This window comes from Enterococcus sp. DIV1059_2 (assembly GCF_051713685.1).
GTDB classification, from domain to species: domain Bacteria; phylum Bacillota; class Bacilli; order Lactobacillales; family Enterococcaceae; genus Enterococcus_D; species Enterococcus_D casseliflavus.
In genome coordinates, this window is record NZ_JBIOQK010000002.1 from 188,640 (window position 1) to 207,273 (window position 18,634).

Genomic DNA, 18,634 nt, shown 5'->3' on the forward strand with positions numbered 1-18,634 from the left:
GACTAACACTATCAGAATGCTTAAGTTTCTGGCAGAAAGTTAGAAAGCGGGTGTGCCATGAAAGCCAAAATATATGGCATTTCAAAAACTGTTGTAGATATTCTTAACGAAGAAAGAATCGATATCGTCCTATCAACTGAAAATGGTCGCACTGTTATTGATGGCGGAAGAATTATGACAAATAGTGTGACAGCCGGGGCGATTGCAGCAAATTCAATTCTCGCCAGACACATTGTTTCGGATTCTATAACAGGAGACAAGATTCTAGCAGGAGAAATTACTGTAGACCACCTAAAAGCTGGAACAATATTGCTTCCCGATACAGAATATGGCGGAGTCATAATTTCAACGAGAGGTTTAACATTAGATTCCCTGACAAACACGATAGTAATAAATTCTCATGAGGGAATGCGGATTACCAACAAAAAGTCTGCAATAGACATCCTTAGTATTAACCCTGAGACAGGAGATATCAGCCTAAATGTATCTTCATTAAATATTCAGACAGTTCCAGTAGCAACTACTTCTGATGTTACTAACCTAGAAATTAAAGTAGAATCCAAAGTTAATGCAGATGAAATTATAGCATCATTCAACTTATCTAAGGAAACAGCAAAATTATCTGCAGCTAGAATAGATTTGAACGGACATGTAACTTTTTCTTCTTTTGATGATGCCACGGTTAACAGTTTGAATGAAACAGCACAGAAAGCTTCCAGTGCAAACTCAACAGTGTCTGAATGGAAGACTACAGGAAAAACAACAATCGATGGTGGGAAAATAGAAGCAGACTCTATAACTGGGAATAAAATTAAGGCAAGGTCCATCACAGCTGAACACTTAATAGCTACAGCTATTCTTTTACCAGATACCAGTTACGGAGGAGTCAAGATTACTACAACTGGTTTAGTTGCAGAATCGACTGTATCTAAGATTTATTTAGACTCTACAAACGGGTTTAAAATTACGAATAAGAAAAATAATACAGACGTGTTCTCTGTTAACCCTTCTACTGGTGATATTTCAATGAATGTTTCAAGTATGACTATTGGAGCATCGAAAACACAAGTAGCGACTAGAGATGATGTCAATAATGCGATTACGACAAACACTTCTTATACCGATTCAAAATTTAAAATAGCTAATGACAGTATAAGTCTACAAGTAAAAGAAAGTGTAGATTCATCTTTAGGGAAAATAGCTATAAGTGGTCGAAATATTTGGGCTACCTCAAAAACAGTAAGTGGGTATGTTGAGACAACAACTGGAGCGGTAGTATCTAGTACCGCTCAACATAGAATTATTCCAGAACTTTTTGAAATCAAAGCAGATACCAAATTAATTTATCAGGTTTGGAATGCAAATAAAATCGTAAACTCAGTGAATTCCAATAGAGTGGCGTTTTTTAATTCAAATCAGCAATTTATTTCTAATGTTGTACTTCCATTTTTGGATGGTTCAAATTACCAAGTTAAAATAATTGATATTCCAGCAACTGCGGCCTATGTCCGACTAGGTGCCGTTGTAGCTGCTACCCCAACCCAAGACCCTGGCATAAAGATTAAGTATGAATTTGCAACCATGCCTACCGATTGGTCGCAAGCACCAGAAGATGTAGACAAAGCTATTGAAAATTCAACTATTACGGCAAAATCTTATACCGATTCACAATTAACAATTAAAGCAGATGAAATTACAGCAGGAGTGTCTAGTCTAAGAGAAACTTCAACAGCATTAGGGATTAACTACTTCTTAAATTCTGACATTGAAAGAACTTCAAAAAGCGAGTTTTTAAATAACCCTTCATGGGATATGGCTCCATTGATAGATAAGCATGGAATGGACAAGTACTATACAGTATCTTTTGATTTAAAATCTCAGATTGCTGGACCAATTAATGTCTATTCCCAAAACGGGAGTGCAACAAAGTATCAAATTGGTTCAAAGACTATTAGTGCTACGACCGAATATGTTAGATATTCTTATAGTTTCAGACCAATGCCGGGCTCAACTACAGACCCGAAAGCTCTGTTAGCATTTTATGGGACATATGACTCAGGCCGAATTCCTTCTGTAAAAAATATAAAGTTTGAATTAGGTAATGCAGCAACTATCTACACAAAAGCACCAGAGGATAATGATGCAAAAATAAGCGATGCCATTCTAACTGCAAAATCGTATTCTGATTCACAGTTAAGGTTGAAAGCAGACGAAATAAATTTAGGAGTCAGGGGACTAACTACTTCGGTAGCGAATGTCCAAACAGATATAGCTAGAATAGTTAACATGTTTCAAGACCCTACCTTCTCAAAACAGTCACCAAAACCTGTTGCAGAAGCCGGGATAACAGTAACATATGATTCAGGTGGAATGGTCCTAAACAATACTGGAACAGTAAAATCAAGAGCCTACTGGATTCTTTCTCCTTACTCTCTAGCAGCTAATAAAACATATACTGTTAAAGCTAATGTAAACAGTGGCGGTAGCGGAACCATTGAGATGGGAACGCAAGGTGGCGAAAACATCTCAAGTGAGACAGTTAATCAGAATCCATTCTGGATGGATGGAACCATTCGTGTAAAAACTAATACAGCTTTTTGTATTTATGTTGAACCTGGAAAAGCGGTAAGACTAAGAGAGTTATATATCTATGAAGGTACAGGGGTAGCTAACAGTGACATAGCTAATGCGATTACAACAGCGAATACATATTCCGATGCCCAGCTAAAAATAAAATCCGATGAGATTAATCTTAATGTTTCTAGAAAAGTAGAGCAGTCAGCAATTGACGCTTCAATTTTATTGGACAAGACAATAAAAGATACAAGAAGTGTAAATCAAAGCCCTCAGTGGTACCAAACTACGTATCCAAAACAAAAAGTCGAGGAATTTAAGACATTAGCTATTCTAGGATTGAATACTTTGACAACTGGAACATATTGTAAACTTGAAACTGATGTTCCTTGGAACGATGCTTCTGGAGGAAAAATAAATCAGACAGCTTTTTGTGACATAGCTAATTACCAACGATTTTCTACGAGTACTACAGCATGGAGTGCATGGGTAAAAATTGCAGACCAAGCAGATATCACGACAGCTTTAAGCACTGCTAAGTCTTATACAGATGCACAATTAAGTATAAAAGCAGATGAAATAAGTCTTGGAGTCGTATCTTCCATCAACAATTTATCAACGAGTAATCGAAATCTGCTCGGTAATACTGGTGATTTTTCTGCAGGACTTCAAGCTGCAGGGATATTGACGGATGAGGTCTTTTTAAATGGTAATGCTGTATTCAAAAATGCGGCACATAATTCGGCTTACAAAGACCCTTATGCGAGAAGACTAACAGTGATTACGGATAAACCAAAGTATGTTTTAAGTTTCTATGCAAAATCATCAGTTAATGGACAGGCGATGGCTTGTTACTTTTATAGTCCAAATACTACAAGCTTCGCAGAAACCTCACAAGGTAAAACATCTACGAATGCTGATGGAACAATACAATTTAACCTAACTACAACATGGCAAAGATATTGGGTGAGGTGGACTCAATCTCAACCAGCTACTCCTAAAACAGTAATTATAGGAAGAACATTTGCATCTGCATCTACAGCTTCGGGAGATGTGTTTATCAGCTCGCCTATGTTAGTCGAAGGAACGATACCAACCGAATGGGCGGCGGCTCCAGAAGATAGTAAATTGAATGTTGCTTATTCCAATAGTTCGGATGGAAGTGTTGATTTTACAAGAACTATTCCAAACGATAACTTATTGACCGGTACCGCATTTACTTCAGCAAAAGATTGGATAGCGATGTGGAATGCTGGTGGGGGAACATTTACATCTACAGCTGACGGAAAGAAAATTGCAGCGATTGGAACACCACAAACCGGTATCGGTCAAAAATTGGGATTCGAACCTTCTGCAGGAGAAGTGTATACAATCAGCTTCCAATTTCGTGGTACTGGTTCAGCCACACCATATTTTATTATGAGTGGTGGAGCCAACCTCACATTCGGAACAGTGAATGCAACTTCAACTACAACTTGGCAAACCTATACTCAAAGGCTGACATTCCCGTCTCGAAGTGAAACAGTTAATTATTTTGGGATATTAACAAATAATACCCAATGGATTGAGGTTAAAAAACGGTCAATTAAGCTAGAACGTTCTACTACTCCTTCGATTTATACCCCATCACCTTCTGAAGACCAACCAACTGGAAAAATGAAATATATCGGATACTCACCAATTAATAGTAACAATTATGCTGACTACAATTGGAATCCAAATCCTTCAGGCATCGTGCAAAAAGCTTACTCAGATAGTGAAGACGGCACCCTCCATTTCACTAAAGTCTATCCAAATGAAAATATCCTCACAGGTACGAGTGAAATATATCAATCTTATAGTCTTACTAACTGGGGAGATTATGTAGACCCGAATACTAATGGGAGAGCACTGCCTGTTACTCCCGGAGACACATATACAGGTACGGTCTACCTAAAAGCGTCTGATGCCGATGTCAGAATTTTGTGTAGAACATTTGTCAATGCAGATGGAACAGGCACTTATACTGACCATTTCGGAAATACTATTTCAGCGAATACAGAGGGTTATTCTACAGTATCATTTACGGTTCCAGCGAGCCGTCAATCTCTAAATGTCATTGCAGTTCGAAGCAATTCAGCTACGACTCCAACTAATACAGTTCAATATAAAGAATTGAAGTTGGAAGAAGGTCTTTCTAGAACCATTTATACCCCTTCTCCTGTAGATGACCCAGTCCAAGCAGAAATGCAATTCGTAGGAACTTCGTTAGTGGGTGGGAATAATCCAACTGATTACAACTGGGTTCCTAATGCAGCACCTCTGGCTCAATTTAACGAGACATTAATGAAATTAACTCCAGAAGGAATTTTTGCTTCTGTTTCTCAGTCCACACAATTCTCAGATTGGAAAGAAACCATAGAGTCTAAACCCGATAAAGAATCAGTCGATGCATTGACTGACAAAATCAGTGGTTTAGAAGAGGCTTCAGATATTATCAATACCAAAATTTCAGAAGTTACTCTTGATGCCGGCAATTTTCAGATTGATATTACTGATAAACTTTCTGATGCGACTGGAGTAATCGCTGATGTAACTAAGTATATGATGTTTGATAATAACTTTTTGACGATTGGCGAAAAACAAAACAAATTCAAAATCAATATAACAAATACAGATATGAAATTCTTGCAAGATAACGTCGCAATAGCAACAATTACCGGGAATTTGCTACAAATTGATACAGCGGAAATTTCTTCTTCTATCAAAGTAGGAAATCATAAAATCGAGAAATTCAAAGGTGAAGAGTTAATCACGGTAGTAAGATATGACGGCAATGCTTAAAGGAAGGAATTAATATTAATGGCACTTTCAGGAAGTAGTTCAACAACCTTCACGAATAATAGTGCTTTTACAATTGAGTTATCGTGGACAGCCACACAAAATGTAGCGAACAATACATCGAGTGTGACTGCCACCCTCAAATTGAAAGCCAACAAATATTATAGTGAAGCAAGCGGGTGGTATAACAAAACCGCCGTTATCAATATAAATGGAACAAGTGAATCAAAATCAGTTAATGTCAATATCTCTCCGGGAGATGCACCTAAAACATTATTCACCAAAACTGTAACGGTCGGGCATAATGCTGATGGTACTAAATCGTTCAATATTACAGCATCGGTTGACTATACAGGTATTCAGTGGCATGGAGGAAAGCTAGGAAAGGTAACGACTAGTGGTTCGTACTCTTTAAACACTATTCCTAGAGCGACAACCCCAGCTGTTTCTCCATCAACTTGTAATATGGATAGTGCATTTACTATCAGCTTACCTAGAGCTTCTAGCGCTTTTACTCATACCGTCACAATGCTTTTTGGTAACAAAAATGTGACCATATCTACAGCTGCTACAACCTCAGTTACCTATACCCCTAAATCATCAGACTTCGCCTCGCAAATCCCTAAAGCAATGACCGGAAGAGGAACAATAACGGTAGTAACAAAAAATGGTAGTACAACAATAGGTTCCAAGCAAATTCCGATTAGTTTAATGATTCCCTCATCTATAAAGCCATCGATAGGTAGTATTTCTGTAGCTGACCTTAACGCTACTGTAAATACAGTATTAGGTGCTTCAGTTTATCTTCAATACTTGAGCCAAATAAAGTTTACTGTAAATTCACCGACTGCCAGTTTAGGTAGTACGGTATCTCAAACATCTTTGAACTTTAATGGACAATCTTGGAATACATCTACAGCAACGGCATCAAATATTAGTAAAACGGGGTCCTTGACTTGTACTGCTACTGTAATAGATGGGAGGGGGTTAATTGCTACGAAATCTGTTGCTGTGACAATTACAGCCTATAGTTCCCCGGATATAACTACAGCAACAATTTTGCGGGATGAAGATGGATTCGGGTCACAGTTGATAGTAAGTAGGGCAGGTAAATTTTCTTCATTTTCTGGGAAAAACACATTATCAATAGAGTTTCAGTATAAGACTTCAAAGAGTGATACAGCCTGGACCACTTACGCAGGATTAACCAAGACGGCTTATAGTAACACAGCTGGCACGTTTAGCTTTCTTAATGAGAAAACTGCAAACTCCGTTTACTCGTTTTCAAAACTGACTTCCTATCCATGGCAAATAGTAGTTAGAGATTCCCTAAATCAAACTACCATTTCAGGAGGAATGATAACAACCTCAGAAGTAGCAATGTCTTGGGGAAAAAATGGTGTAGGGATTGGTAAAATATGGGAGCAAGGTTCTCTAGACCTCGCTAACGATATTTATATTGGTGGGTATGCGAGAATTTTAGCGAGTGAAGCTTCAGGTTCTAGTGGAAACACGGATATAGAGGCTGCACCAGGCAAAAATATCTCATTAGGTGCTCGAAGCACTGGATTTGTAAATTTTTATAGACCTACAGTTTTCAAAGGAGAAGCAGATTTTCAAGGGAATGCAATTATTGTGCCACGTATAAGGGTCCATCCAACATGGACAACATGGCAATTAAATGAAAAACTCGAAAATGGTTTACATCGAATAATGTTGAATCAAAATCCCAGTATTGTTTTTGAACATAACAACACAAAAACGGCGAACTTTGGTATAGGAACTGATAATAGCCCCCGTATTTGGGCTGGACGTGGACTCTACGACCGGACGTATTCTGATGCTGTAAATATGTTTGTAACTAGCCAAGGAACAATAGGGCGTTCCACCTCAGCTTCTAAGTATAAACTGTCGATAGCGGATATTGTAGATGCAGACCAACTCTCATCTAATTTACTCACTGTTAAACCAAAATCTTGGTTTGATAAACGACAAATTGAAGAACTTGCCGATGAGATGACAGAAGGTGTGACTAAATCTGAGGATTCATTAGTTGCCAAAAAGTATTTTGGTTTAATAGCAGAGGACCTACAGGATGCAGGGCTTCATGATTATCTCTCTTACAATGATGAAACTGGAGAAATTGAAGGTATAGCCTACGACCGATTATGGACACTTCTCATACCAAGTATTAGAAAACATGAAGAACATTTAGCAGAACAAAAATCAATAAATTTAGACTTGCAAAGACAAATCAAGGAACTACAGGGGGAATAATCAATGAATGAAATCCTTATTAATACTAACTCTCGTCTTGATGACGGTACTTATAAAATTACCTTTACAGTTACTTATCCAGATAAAACGTATGTTAAAGGAGAAATTAATTGTACAGAAGCTCAGGTAGCAACGATGAGAATTATTGACATGAAAAAAGCTATTATAGAAAAGACGAAATTTAACTTTACAAATGAAATTCAAGAGCTTGTAATTAATTCGAACTCAAGACAACCAGCTGGTAATTACAAAATTTCATTCATATCAAAGTTTGAAGATAAGACTCATATTGATGGGCATGTATTTATCAGTGAAAGTGACTTTTCGTCTATGACTTTGATTGATATGAAAGCCATAATCAAAAAGAATGTTCTTGGGAATTTCTATAAAGGAATCGAGGAGAGCTAATATTGGACAAACAGATAAATTCTGAAAAGGCATTTCAAGCATACAATGCTGAAATTGGTTCTTTAGCAAATCAGATTGTTTTGTTAAAAGCACAAGAGCTTCAATATCAAGAAGAAATTGAGAATTGGTCAAGCCAAGTACAACATATGTCTCAAGAAAACAATGATTTACAAATTCAAGTTTCAGATTTACAAAGACAAATTCACGAACTAACTATTGCACGAGAAGGAGAAGTAGTCTATGAAAACGAGCAAATTCACGGTCAATAATCTACAGTTTAACTATTCAGGAGATAGTGACGAAGTATCTAACATTAATGTCTTTTTCAATTGTCGGATTTTAGATAATCAAATTGAAACAGGGCATTTCGATGGACAAGTGCTTTTGACTCCAGAAGAAGTTAAGAGCTTTGCTGTTGGCGATTTAGCAAAAGCCGTAATAGAAAACATTTCTAGAAACGTCCTTACAGCTGCATAGCCTACAGTTCAATTTTCGGGGAAGTATCCCCTTTGGAGGAAAATAAATGAACGTAAAATTAATCTTACATTCCACTGACTTTAACTATGATTTAAACACTGATGAACTTATTAGTGTTGCTGCCGGGTTCCAATGTGATATTCGATATGATGGATTAAATCTCAGTGTTATGTCTGGAACTATTCAGCTAACAAAAGAAGAATCTGAAACATATAATCCGTTAAATTTGAAACAGTTGGTAGCAGATAAAATTATCAAATCGTTAGAGCCAATTGCTAAACCAGTAGTTGATAAATAGGTCGCAAATTATCTTCGGCCAGCTGAAAGCAATTGACATAACCTATTAGACTGGTTAATTTTTCAAAGAGGCTTCTCTCCGGAGAGCCTCTATTTATTTGCCCAGGAGGGGATACTTATTCCTAGATACAGTCGATTTCAATACGGTATAAAACAATACGGAAAATATGAATCTAAATCTGGCGAAATAAAAAGAGCGATGCTCTTATCTGGAAGAATTGGAGTAAGAAGTGGAGACAAGCTAGTTTACATTTACTCACATTCGCCAGTTACATTGAATAAGAAGATAAACAAACTAAGACTAAGTGATAATTGTGGCTCGTATATTTATATGAATTCAATCTCCATTAAGGGAGACTTAGACAAAGTAAGAGTCAGAACCAATATTTTTGACGATAAAATAATTTCTGTGAAAGGGTGGGATTAATGGCCTATTTTGATGACTATTTGAGAACTTTACCTTCAGTTGATGCAAGAGAAATCATGAAAGTAATCAACGAAAATCAGGAAACGATGATAATTCAAAATCTAACTGAAGAAGAGTTCAAACGTTTAATTGACAATGTAGCAAAAAAAGAATCTCCGCAATCTAAAGCAGTAAAACTGAGTGAAAAAATTACTGCAGAACAATTTAATGAGTTTTATTCAAATGTTCAAATAGATTTAATCCATTTGTTTCTGGAGCAAAATCAACTAGAAGGTTTATCTCAAAATTACGAACGAATTTTTGAAGGTAATCTTGAAGATATAAAAAATCATTTGGACAAGCTAAAACAAAAAGTTGCTCAGTTAGATATGCAAAAGGAAGGGGAAGAGGGGCTGGTAGTAAGCTCATACAATTTCGACCCTAACCAAGAAGCAAAATATATAGAAACGGATGTTGCACAAGTATCGTCACAGTTATGGGCAGACAGAGATGGGATGATTCTTACTCCTGCTTCAGTATCAAGAACTTTTCACCATTATTATGCAAGATTATCGGAAACGGTTCGGATAAATTTACTAGAAGATGAAGAGGGGAATAGAACAGCTACAGTAAAAATCTTGTATCAGTCTCCATATACAATTCAAAATAATACTGATAGTTATGAGATTGAAAACATTATTGATGGAAATAATCAAAGTTTTTGGTATTCAGTGGCATTGAAACCAAACAATTCTGTAGATGATGTATCAATAAATCCCGAGGTGATTAATTAATGGCGACAGATAAATTTAACTACATTGAAAAAGCATATTCCATTTCTAAAGCCGACTATTTCGAACCTTGGAAAATCGAGTATTCTCATCCTTTAGATGTAAATAAAAAGGTAACTGTTTATCTTGAAAACATTTATTACGCTGCAGGCAGTACATTTAAGGATTACCCAGTTATTACTGCAGGTAAAGAATTAGCGTACATACTCGACGATATATTTATTCGTTTAGTAGACCATTATCCTTATCAATGGCCATTAGAAGGACAAAAAATTGACCCAAACGGCTATGATTTTAAGACCGACTTTAATTCCTCTGGAATAACTACGGGAATTGAAATCGTACAGTCAGCACAAACTATCGTTTGGGAAAAGTGTAATATTTCAAACCCTTCCCCTGTATACGAAACGGATTTAACTAAAGAAGAGAAAGTAAGTGGCTCGTTTCTCACTAAGTTCTCTATTCTCTTAGGAAAAGCTGGGCCGATTTCTTCTATCGCACTTAATTTGCATACGACTAAACCTATGCAGCTGCTTTCCCTGGTTTACGAGTCAGATACTACGACCTATCAAAATGCGAAAAAGATTAACCTTGACCACGTTAATGTATATCAAGATAGCTATTCTATGGCTATTAAATTAGCCGTTCCCATTTTTGCACGTCGACTTACTTTTGTTTTAGCTCAAAATAATGCCATACAGAATTCCTATCAGACTATAAATTACTTATCAGAAGCTGTGTTATACGGTGTGAACCTTGATTCAGATAAGCAGGAAGATACAACTATTTCTCAACAATGGGGAACAGCTGAAAAGGTTAATTCGTTACTTGTTGATAAACAAAACTTTAGTCAGACTATAACATCAACCTACAACCCAAATGTTCAATCTAAACAAACAATAGCCTATTCAGGTTCAGTCGCAGATGTTGTTGCAATTCATAACGGACAAGTGGCTACTAAGGAGGTATTTTAATGGCAACTAAATCTGTACAAGATTTATTTAAATCAACAAATACGAATTCTGGGAAGCTTACAGCTGACAAGCCTGCTAATTCTCAGTCTACTTTATCAGATGTTGCAGTAAATGGTGGGGCGTTACTATTTAATACTGATACATCAACAGTTAATCCTTCAATTCAAACACCTGGCAAAGCAGCAGATGTGTCTAGCATGTCTACGGGTAACGGAGAAAATGTAACAGCAACCAATATGTTTGAGTATATGATGGGGATTAAAGAAGTAGCATTAGAGTATCAAAATTTTGCTGAAAGACAGGCTCTAGTAACTAAACCAATAGAGGTAGTAGGTAATGTTAAAGAAATAGAACTAGTAACGAATGAGAATCATCCTGTGTTTGATAGTGTAGGAGGCGTTGCTTCAACTAGACAAACATCAATCGAATATTACATTTCTTATAAAGATAACCCGAGTCAAGGCGATTGGATTTCAATTCTACCTCAAGGACAGATTAATGTTGTTGGAGAAAGATTATTTTTTAATGGAATTCAAGCTATTCTGAGATTTCCAAGCGAGGTACAAACTATTAAGTTGTACAAAAATGGGATAGCTTTATCGAAAGATGAATTCGTTATTATTAATTCCTCCACTGTCTCTCTAAAAAATATGTCTCCTCATCATATTTATACAGCGGATTATAAACCTGACGCTACTAAGCGTAATCCATGGACCATTGCTCTTGACGACTTCAAATCAGACGTAAGAAGAGCAAAAGAGACTTTTGAAGGTACTGCTTATAACAAGACAATTCAACTGTCATACTATCCATATATTGACTACGAGATGATTAACAGTATGGAGGATTACAATCCAAACACTAGTGAATACCAGCCGATTTCTGTAAAACTAATTGATGGGAGTATAGCAGGTCCTAGAAATACACGTCTACAAACTGTTTTCCCATTTTCTGAAACAGAAAAAATTTACACCTATAATAAGACCTTATACAAAGATAAAAGCTGGTCAGAAATGAAAGATTACTCACTGGACCCAGATGACCTTTACACAGCTTTTGATTACTATCAATGGAAGAACAAGGTTGTATTTACTGAAACTTTTAACGCAGCTCAGATAGCAGAAAACCATCAACACACTCATGGAAATGCGACAATTGAAATCGAATATGATTACTTAGCTACTAACTTTAGAATGAAAGCAATATTAAGACGGAATTCTTCATCGGAGATAGCTGCAACACCAGAGTTACTAAATTACTCAATAAAATTTAAGACCGTAAAATAGGGGTGGGAGTATGGCAGAAGCAAAATTTAATCTTCGCTCTACAATACACGATAACCAGTTAGCTTATATAGTTGAGAAAGCAAAGAAAGACTTACAAACTAGTGTAGATGAAGAAGATTTAAGACTACTAATAGAAGAGTACTATCAAGATTACATAAAGAATATTGGTTCTCCCTTATATAAGCGAAAGCTTGTAGATAGACACCAAGTTCCATTCGTCGAAGATTTTATTGAAACAATGGATACAATATCGGCTGATGTAAATATTATGTATAAAGAACATGATAATACTAGTAAATTCATTACAGATACTTACAACTATATGCATTCGGAGAAGAAGAGATTACTTTCTGAGATTAGTGGACTGAATAGTCTTGTGGGCGATTTGAATCTAATTTCAAATGAACAAAATATTACGAATTTGTACTTCAAAGAAAGCTTTGAGAATCCAAAGAGCCAGGATTCTGATTTTCAACTAGATGGTATATCATCTGCTCAAGTATCTTCTACAGAAGGAGTCCTGACATTAGCTAGAAGCAAGACAGAGAACATATCTGAAAATGCAAGGATTGCTTCTTTGGAAGGAAATGGGGAGGCGGGGACTGGCCACATCGCTAGACGTATTCAAATTACCGATGAGAACGGCTCTAAGAGCAGCCAATACATATTTCTTAATAGTAACGCTACCGTAAGCAATGATGCGCCAGACGTGCTCTTAGACAATCGTAGCGACACTATATTTGAATACCAAATGGTTAATGTTCCTACTGACTTTATAAATCAGAATAAAAGATATGATTTTGAGTGGATTAAAGGAAACAAAATGGGAACCAGACTACGACTCAAGGTTGTTGTGGAACTAGACAAAGTGCAAACTATAAACTGGATTAACGTAAATCCATACTATCCTGCAAATTCTACTAACAGAGTTAACGTCTATTCAATAAGAACTTCAAAAGATGGATTTGAGTATGAGGGACTTTTTGAAAAAGATAATTTTGTTATCGATAAAGACTTGAATGAAACACCAGAAACTTACAAGGTTGAAGACCTTTTTGATAATTCAAATAACGCCGCTGACGCAAAATTCACAGGTCAGGGAGTATGGGGATTTAAAGCCAGAGAAGCACGCTTCGTTGAATTTGTTTTTGACCAAACAGAAAGTTATACGGAGACTATTGGTCAAGAGGTATATAAGGTCCGTACAAAGAATCAAGAATATTGGACACAAATTCCTAAGGTTGAAGAATTAAAAGATGAACCAACAGGAGAGTATTCTCGTTCACTAAATGGTGAGTCTGTCGTTTACAAAAAAGAGATTGTTGCCACAGACCAAGGTTGGAGACATGTAATCGCCTTGCGAGATATCAATATAATGAGTTACCGTTTTGAACCCAAATCCTCATTTGTTTCTCAAAAGTACGAGATTGATGGTGAGATTGCTAAAGTGATGCTTTATGCCAATGAAAAAATCCCTTTAGAGTATATGAAAATAATTTCTGAATCGAATGATTGGATTAAGTATGAAGTTTCCTTTGATGATGTAAATTGGCACCGAATTAGTCCGATGCATCAGGAACCGGTTGACGATAAGTTTCCTCCTAAGATATATGAACTAAATGCGAATGAAGTTGATTTAGCAAGTTCATTTCAAATACATAAGAAGCTATTAAAAACGGAAGAAAAACCAAATAGCGTAAGATTCAGAGTTTCGCTTAGCAGGCCTGATGGTATTGATTATGAAACGACAACTCCAATACTTGAAGATGTTGCACTACGTATTGTTAAGAAGGAGGATGTTCTATGAGTATTCACAATAAAAGATTGAATCAAATCACAGAGGGAATACTCCAAGATTCCTTACAAAGAGGTATTTTACCAGACTCTAAGGAGTTTATCTGGAGATTGAATATGGCGATGAGGGACCAAAAACTCAGTCAGCCAAAATACAAATTTAAACCTTATCGAACAACAGAAATTATTTCCTCAGGACGTATAAACAAAGATAATAACTCAATACATGATGATTTAAGTATTTTGTACGACAACATTATTGATGTTCACAAACTATTAAACAAATACCAAAGTAATTTTGAAGTTGAAAAAGAAAAATTGGCTACAGAAATTTCGTCGATAGAAAACGAACTTAAACAAAAAATTATGTCATATAACTCTAGTGGGTATCTTGCCTATGCTTACGACACTTTTGATGAATTATCCAAAGTAGACAAAAAGGTTTCTTCAGATATATTCGTTGATACAAAAGAAAAACAAGTTCGTTTAGTGGAGGAAAAAAACACCTCTTCAAGAATCTATCCTGATGCCAAAACACAATTTTCAATCGCTGAATCTATTCCTGACAAGAAGGATGCAGTTCTAACAGGAAGTTTACAAGATGTTTTAAAGGATAATTCTGATACGGTTTGGCAGAAACAATACATACTGAAAGAGAACCGCTCACTAACTGGACTTGTAGAAATTCAATTCGATAAATCTTATACAGTTAATAAAATAGACATTGATTTCATGAGTATAAAGCGATTTTTCACAAAAGTAGAATTTACAAATGATGGATATTCTTGGTATGAGATTCCTTATAACCAAGAGAAAGTGGAAGTGAAAGACAGTTACTCAGTTCAATTTCCTTCTATGAATATGAAAGCCGTCAGAATAATCATGGATAAAATTGAATCTGATGAGATTCTTCCTGCAACAGATAGTTATAATTTCATGTATTTATTTGGTTTGAAAAAAGTTCAATTTTACAATAAGCAATATCCGAGTAAAGGGTTATTTCAAAGTGAACCATTGTCTTTAAAAAATGCTTCAGAAAACTATCGCATTGATAAGGTCAGATTAAGTGTAAATGAAGTTGTTCCAACAGGGACTTCAATAAGATATGAAGTAGCCTTACCTCAAGAGGATGATAACTATGACTGGCATCCATTAGACCCAATAGAAAGAATTAATCCAACTGAACCACAGATATTACAGTTTTCTAATATTAAAAGAAATGAGAGTTTAAAAATGTTCTTCCCTTCTGAATACTCAATTGTTCAGTCCGAAGCGGAGGGGTTAGTTACTAATGGCATACCTATTTATAGGCTTTCTACCAATACTGGAAATAAAGTGACTCAATACATTCCAGATAAAGCAATCATCGATGGTAGTTTAAAGCTATATACAGGACGTGATTCATGGGAGATATCATCGTTTCCAAGCAAAGATGTTGATAGTATTCCTTCAATAGAAGACTGGAAGAAAGTACATGATGGAACTAAACTTAGATACTCTCTAATGAACAACTCAAAGTCTGGCGATGTTTTAAAAGGTTGGACTGACGAACAAACTGGTAAATATTTGTGTAAAGCCGGTTTTTACAACGAGAGTAACGACATAATTATCTCAACAGCTCCCATCTCTTCCGACCCATTTGCACTTTTTGTTAATGGAGATATCATCTTTGAAGGTTCTCCAGGAGAGAAAAAAACTGTTAACATTGCTTTTAAAACTGGCTGGAATGAAATAGCAATTTTTATCAATGGTAAGAATGCAACTTCAGCAGCAGGTATGAATTTTTCGTTAGGATTCAATCCTCAATCTTTAGCTACCTATTCGTATTCTTCCTCTAAACCCCTCCAAGAAATTCCTCTTTTCGACTTAAAATATAATACAAAGCAAAATGACCATTCAGTATTTAGTACAAGAAAAACCTCGGAAGGAATTGAGATATTAACCAACTTCGCACTTCCTGGGCTTCCATTTGACCTTTATTATGATTACGCAGATGAACTGGCTTTAGATAAGGAACCAGCAATGCTAATAAGAGCTTATTTAGAACGAGAGAATGGCGAAAATATTCCCTCACCAGTTATAAAATCATATCGATTGGAGTTCAGCTAATGCCAAATAATACCTCATTCACTAATAATAAACTACTAAGAAAACATCGTCCGACAACTGAAAAAATCCATGCACCTTATAGAGGCGTTACTTCTAGAGAGGATTTCATAAACATTACTATGGGTATGAGCCATGACCTTTATTATGTGCAAAGGATTGGTGGTGAGAAGGAAGGAGAGAGGGGACAGGTTCAAAATGAGGAAGATAATTTTGACCTTGTTCTTTTTGGGGAAGGAACAAAAGCTACTACAAATATTGGTACCGCAGGGCACTACTGCAGCTTAGCAGGCTTTGCTGGTATTTCCCAAAATATTTTAGATAGCGTATGGACAACGTCTAATGGAGTGGTTAAAACATCTGTAGACGGTGGAATTCAGGTGTCGTCAGACGGAAATCTGGACCCCGCTTTTATTTCTCAATCGGTGACTGTAAAGCCAGGAGATATTCTGTATATAAGATTAAAGTTGAAGAAAATAAAAGGCAATTGTGATGCAGTAAAATTTGGAGTAGACGATATCAATCGGACAGGACCAGATTTAAAAACTGTAGTTTTTCCTTCTTCCGACTTTGTTTACGTAGACCACAAGATTTATTGTACTGAAAACCAAAAAATAAATTTGAGGATTTATCCTCATTATCAGCCCAAGAACTTGGAAGCAACAACAATTCAAATTCAAGAAGTCCTAATTAAGAATCTAGAGGAAACTTCAGTATCTTTACCAGGGCTAAATGTTGGAATTAAATCAAAAATAGATAGCTTAGAAGAATCAACTACTTTCTTGAAGTCATCTATTAAAGGAGGTAAGTAACTTTTGCAATTAGAAAGTACCAGAACGAGAAACCTTCACAAGGGTCCTAGCTCATCTAAAGAGTTCAATTCCAAAGTTACAAGTATACAAAAAGATATAGCTTCTTTGTTTGATGTGTTGAATTCAAATGAAATGAAGATAGAAACCAATATGGATATCGTTTTGAGAGAACATCACTTCTTTCAGAAAAAGCTATATGAACTCGAAATGAAAGTAAAAGAACTTCAAGACCGATACAATCTTGAGGGTTACAAGGCAAATGAAATGAGAGTTCTTCGTTCATTTTATGATACAAAGGGAATAAAGTTGAACGCCTCCATGCAACAGGCTTATATTGATTCTAATTATGGTATCGCTACGACATTTCCTACGAATATCACTTCAAAACTTAGCTACCAAACAGATTCAGGAGAAGTCTTCTTACCTCAAGGCTTGGAAGTCTATGCTAGAGAAACCAATGATACTGCCTCGCTTAACGGTGAAACTAAAGAGAGAGTTTATCAAGACGTATCTAGTGAAGGACTAGCTTCAATAGTAGATAGAAAAAAAGAAACTTATTGGATTAGAAACAGCACATTCAAGAAAGAGGAATGTGTTACAAAGGTTTTCGGAGAAATACATATCAAAGTACCAACACAGGGATTAAATAATCTCTATTCAAATGTCCTCACAATCACACCATATCCATTAGGCTCTATGACGATAGAAGATGTCTTCTATCGGGGATACGGAGACCAGTGGGCAAGACTTCAAAACTTTCCAACCAAACTAGTTAATGATATAGAAACACCTATTCCAATAGAAAATGCGGAGAATCTATTCTTTTCCTTTGAAAAAACAGAGATTACCGAACTACGTATCTTGTTTAGTCAACCCTATTGGTTTGAAAACAATAATGAGAGAGTATTTGCTTATGGTTTTCAGGGAATAGACCTTCAATATCATCTTTATTCAGAAAAAGATACTCAATTTGTTTCAGAGTTATCAACTTCAAACCCCTCACAAAACTTCCAAATCATTCAGATGCCAGAAGCAATCCCAGCTGATGTATCTGAGACAGATTTAACTGACCTCGTAGAACACCATCTATATTATGATGAATCACTTTCAACAGAATTCGAATTTGGTTCAAACATAGTAGCTCCTTTAAATAAAGTTTATATCAAAACAATTCTAAGGAAACTCGGAGATAAAACTCCAGTAATCAAACAAATGGTTTTCCCGTACACCTTTAAAACAAACGACATTACTTAGAAAGGGGGAGGACCTTCTTGTATACGCTATTTGTAACCACTCCTGATTGGAAGGACGAACTATTAGCCCTTCTTACAGGATTGGTGGTATTCGTCTATGGACCGCCTCATGCTTGTCTCAATATTTTCATTGGTATTTTGTTGCTCGAGCTAGCAATGAATTACAACCTACACAAAAAATCTCCTCTAAAAACAACTTCTGAATTCATCCAATACACCATTTCAAAACTTGCTAGATACAGCGTTCTGATTTTCATTGGAAATGGATTCGACATCTTTCTGAATAATGCTCCAAGTACAAGAAATTATATGTTGTTTGCACTTTTTGTGATAGAGACAACTCAGATTTTTAGTCTAAT

14 protein-coding genes are annotated in these 18,634 nt (G+C 36.0%); all 14 read left to right on the plus strand.

The features are described from left to right. Nucleotides 1-57 precede the first annotated feature (57 nt). The gene (locus IGI72_RS19075; protein WP_438755348.1) at nt 58-5,397 is read left to right on the plus strand and encodes a hypothetical protein; all 5,340 of its coding nucleotides are present in this window, start codon (nt 58-60) and stop codon (nt 5,395-5,397) included. An 18-nt stretch (nt 5,398-5,415) separates the two neighbouring features. After that, nucleotides 5,416-7,671, plus strand: a complete 2,256-nt coding sequence (locus tag IGI72_RS19080) for a DUF859 family phage minor structural protein (protein WP_438755349.1) — start codon at nt 5,416-5,418, stop codon at nt 7,669-7,671. Between the two features lie 3 nt (nt 7,672-7,674). After that, nucleotides 7,675-8,079 (plus strand): hypothetical protein, encoded by a 405-nt coding sequence (locus tag IGI72_RS19085; RefSeq protein WP_413155982.1) that lies wholly within the window; start codon nt 7,675-7,677, stop codon nt 8,077-8,079. Between the two features lie 2 nt (nt 8,080-8,081). After that, nucleotides 8,082-8,348, plus strand: coding sequence for a hypothetical protein (locus IGI72_RS19090; RefSeq protein ID WP_086373411.1), 267 nt, complete (start codon nt 8,082-8,084; stop codon nt 8,346-8,348). Beyond that, nucleotides 8,320-8,556, plus strand: coding sequence for a hypothetical protein (locus tag IGI72_RS19095; RefSeq protein ID WP_086373410.1), 237 nt, complete (start codon nt 8,320-8,322; stop codon nt 8,554-8,556). The genes IGI72_RS19090 and IGI72_RS19095 overlap by 29 nt, the downstream gene beginning before the upstream one ends. Before the next feature lie 46 nt (nt 8,557-8,602). Continuing rightward, nucleotides 8,603-8,854, plus strand: a complete 252-nt coding sequence (locus IGI72_RS19100; RefSeq protein WP_086373409.1) for a hypothetical protein — start codon at nt 8,603-8,605, stop codon at nt 8,852-8,854. 425 nt (nt 8,855-9,279) lie between these two features. Then, nucleotides 9,280-10,053 carry a hypothetical protein gene (locus tag IGI72_RS19105; RefSeq protein ID WP_438755350.1) on the plus strand — a complete coding sequence of 258 codons (774 nt, stop codon included), beginning with the start codon at nt 9,280-9,282 and terminating at the stop codon, nt 10,051-10,053. Beyond that, nucleotides 10,053-11,024 carry a hypothetical protein gene (locus IGI72_RS19110; protein WP_438755351.1) on the plus strand — a complete coding sequence of 324 codons (972 nt, stop codon included), beginning with the start codon at nt 10,053-10,055 and terminating at the stop codon, nt 11,022-11,024. The genes IGI72_RS19105 and IGI72_RS19110 overlap by 1 nt, the downstream gene beginning before the upstream one ends. Further along, a complete protein-coding gene (locus tag IGI72_RS19115; protein WP_438755352.1) occupies nt 11,024-12,310 on the plus strand; it encodes a hypothetical protein in 1,287 nt (428 codons plus the stop codon). The genes IGI72_RS19110 and IGI72_RS19115 overlap by 1 nt, the downstream gene beginning before the upstream one ends. Before the next feature lie 10 nt (nt 12,311-12,320). Beyond that, the gene (locus tag IGI72_RS19120; RefSeq protein WP_438755353.1) at nt 12,321-14,117 is read left to right on the plus strand and encodes a hypothetical protein; all 1,797 of its coding nucleotides are present in this window, start codon (nt 12,321-12,323) and stop codon (nt 14,115-14,117) included. Continuing rightward, the gene (locus tag IGI72_RS19125) at nt 14,114-16,213 is read left to right on the plus strand and encodes a hypothetical protein (protein WP_438755354.1); all 2,100 of its coding nucleotides are present in this window, start codon (nt 14,114-14,116) and stop codon (nt 16,211-16,213) included. Before IGI72_RS19120 ends, IGI72_RS19125 begins: the two co-directional genes overlap by 4 nt. Next, a complete protein-coding gene (locus IGI72_RS19130; protein ID WP_438755355.1) occupies nt 16,213-17,022 on the plus strand; it encodes a hypothetical protein in 810 nt (269 codons plus the stop codon). Before IGI72_RS19125 ends, IGI72_RS19130 begins: the two co-directional genes overlap by 1 nt. Nucleotides 17,023-17,025: 3 nt before the next feature. After that, nucleotides 17,026-18,276, plus strand: a complete 1,251-nt coding sequence (locus IGI72_RS19135; RefSeq protein WP_438755356.1) for a hypothetical protein — start codon at nt 17,026-17,028, stop codon at nt 18,274-18,276. A gap of 17 nt (nt 18,277-18,293) precedes the next feature. Then, on the plus strand, nt 18,294-18,634 hold a 341-nt coding region (locus tag IGI72_RS19140), incomplete at its 3' end, for a hypothetical protein (protein WP_438755357.1).

Coding starts and splice junctions, on each gene's coding strand:
- IGI72_RS19075 (WP_438755348.1), top strand. CDS start 58: ATGAAAGCCAAAATATATGGCATTTCAAAAACTGTTGTAGATATTCTT.
- IGI72_RS19080 (WP_438755349.1), top strand. CDS start 5,416: ATGGCACTTTCAGGAAGTAGTTCAACAACCTTCACGAATAATAGTGCT.
- IGI72_RS19085 (WP_413155982.1), top strand. CDS start 7,675: ATGAATGAAATCCTTATTAATACTAACTCTCGTCTTGATGACGGTACT.
- IGI72_RS19095 (WP_086373410.1), top strand. CDS start 8,320: ATGAAAACGAGCAAATTCACGGTCAATAATCTACAGTTTAACTATTCA.
- IGI72_RS19100 (WP_086373409.1), top strand. CDS start 8,603: ATGAACGTAAAATTAATCTTACATTCCACTGACTTTAACTATGATTTA.
- IGI72_RS19105 (WP_438755350.1), top strand. CDS start 9,280: ATGGCCTATTTTGATGACTATTTGAGAACTTTACCTTCAGTTGATGCA.
- IGI72_RS19110 (WP_438755351.1), top strand. CDS start 10,053: ATGGCGACAGATAAATTTAACTACATTGAAAAAGCATATTCCATTTCT.
- IGI72_RS19115 (WP_438755352.1), top strand. CDS start 11,024: ATGGCAACTAAATCTGTACAAGATTTATTTAAATCAACAAATACGAAT.
- IGI72_RS19120 (WP_438755353.1), top strand. CDS start 12,321: ATGGCAGAAGCAAAATTTAATCTTCGCTCTACAATACACGATAACCAG.
- IGI72_RS19125 (WP_438755354.1), top strand. CDS start 14,114: ATGAGTATTCACAATAAAAGATTGAATCAAATCACAGAGGGAATACTC.
- IGI72_RS19130 (WP_438755355.1), top strand. CDS start 16,213: ATGCCAAATAATACCTCATTCACTAATAATAAACTACTAAGAAAACAT.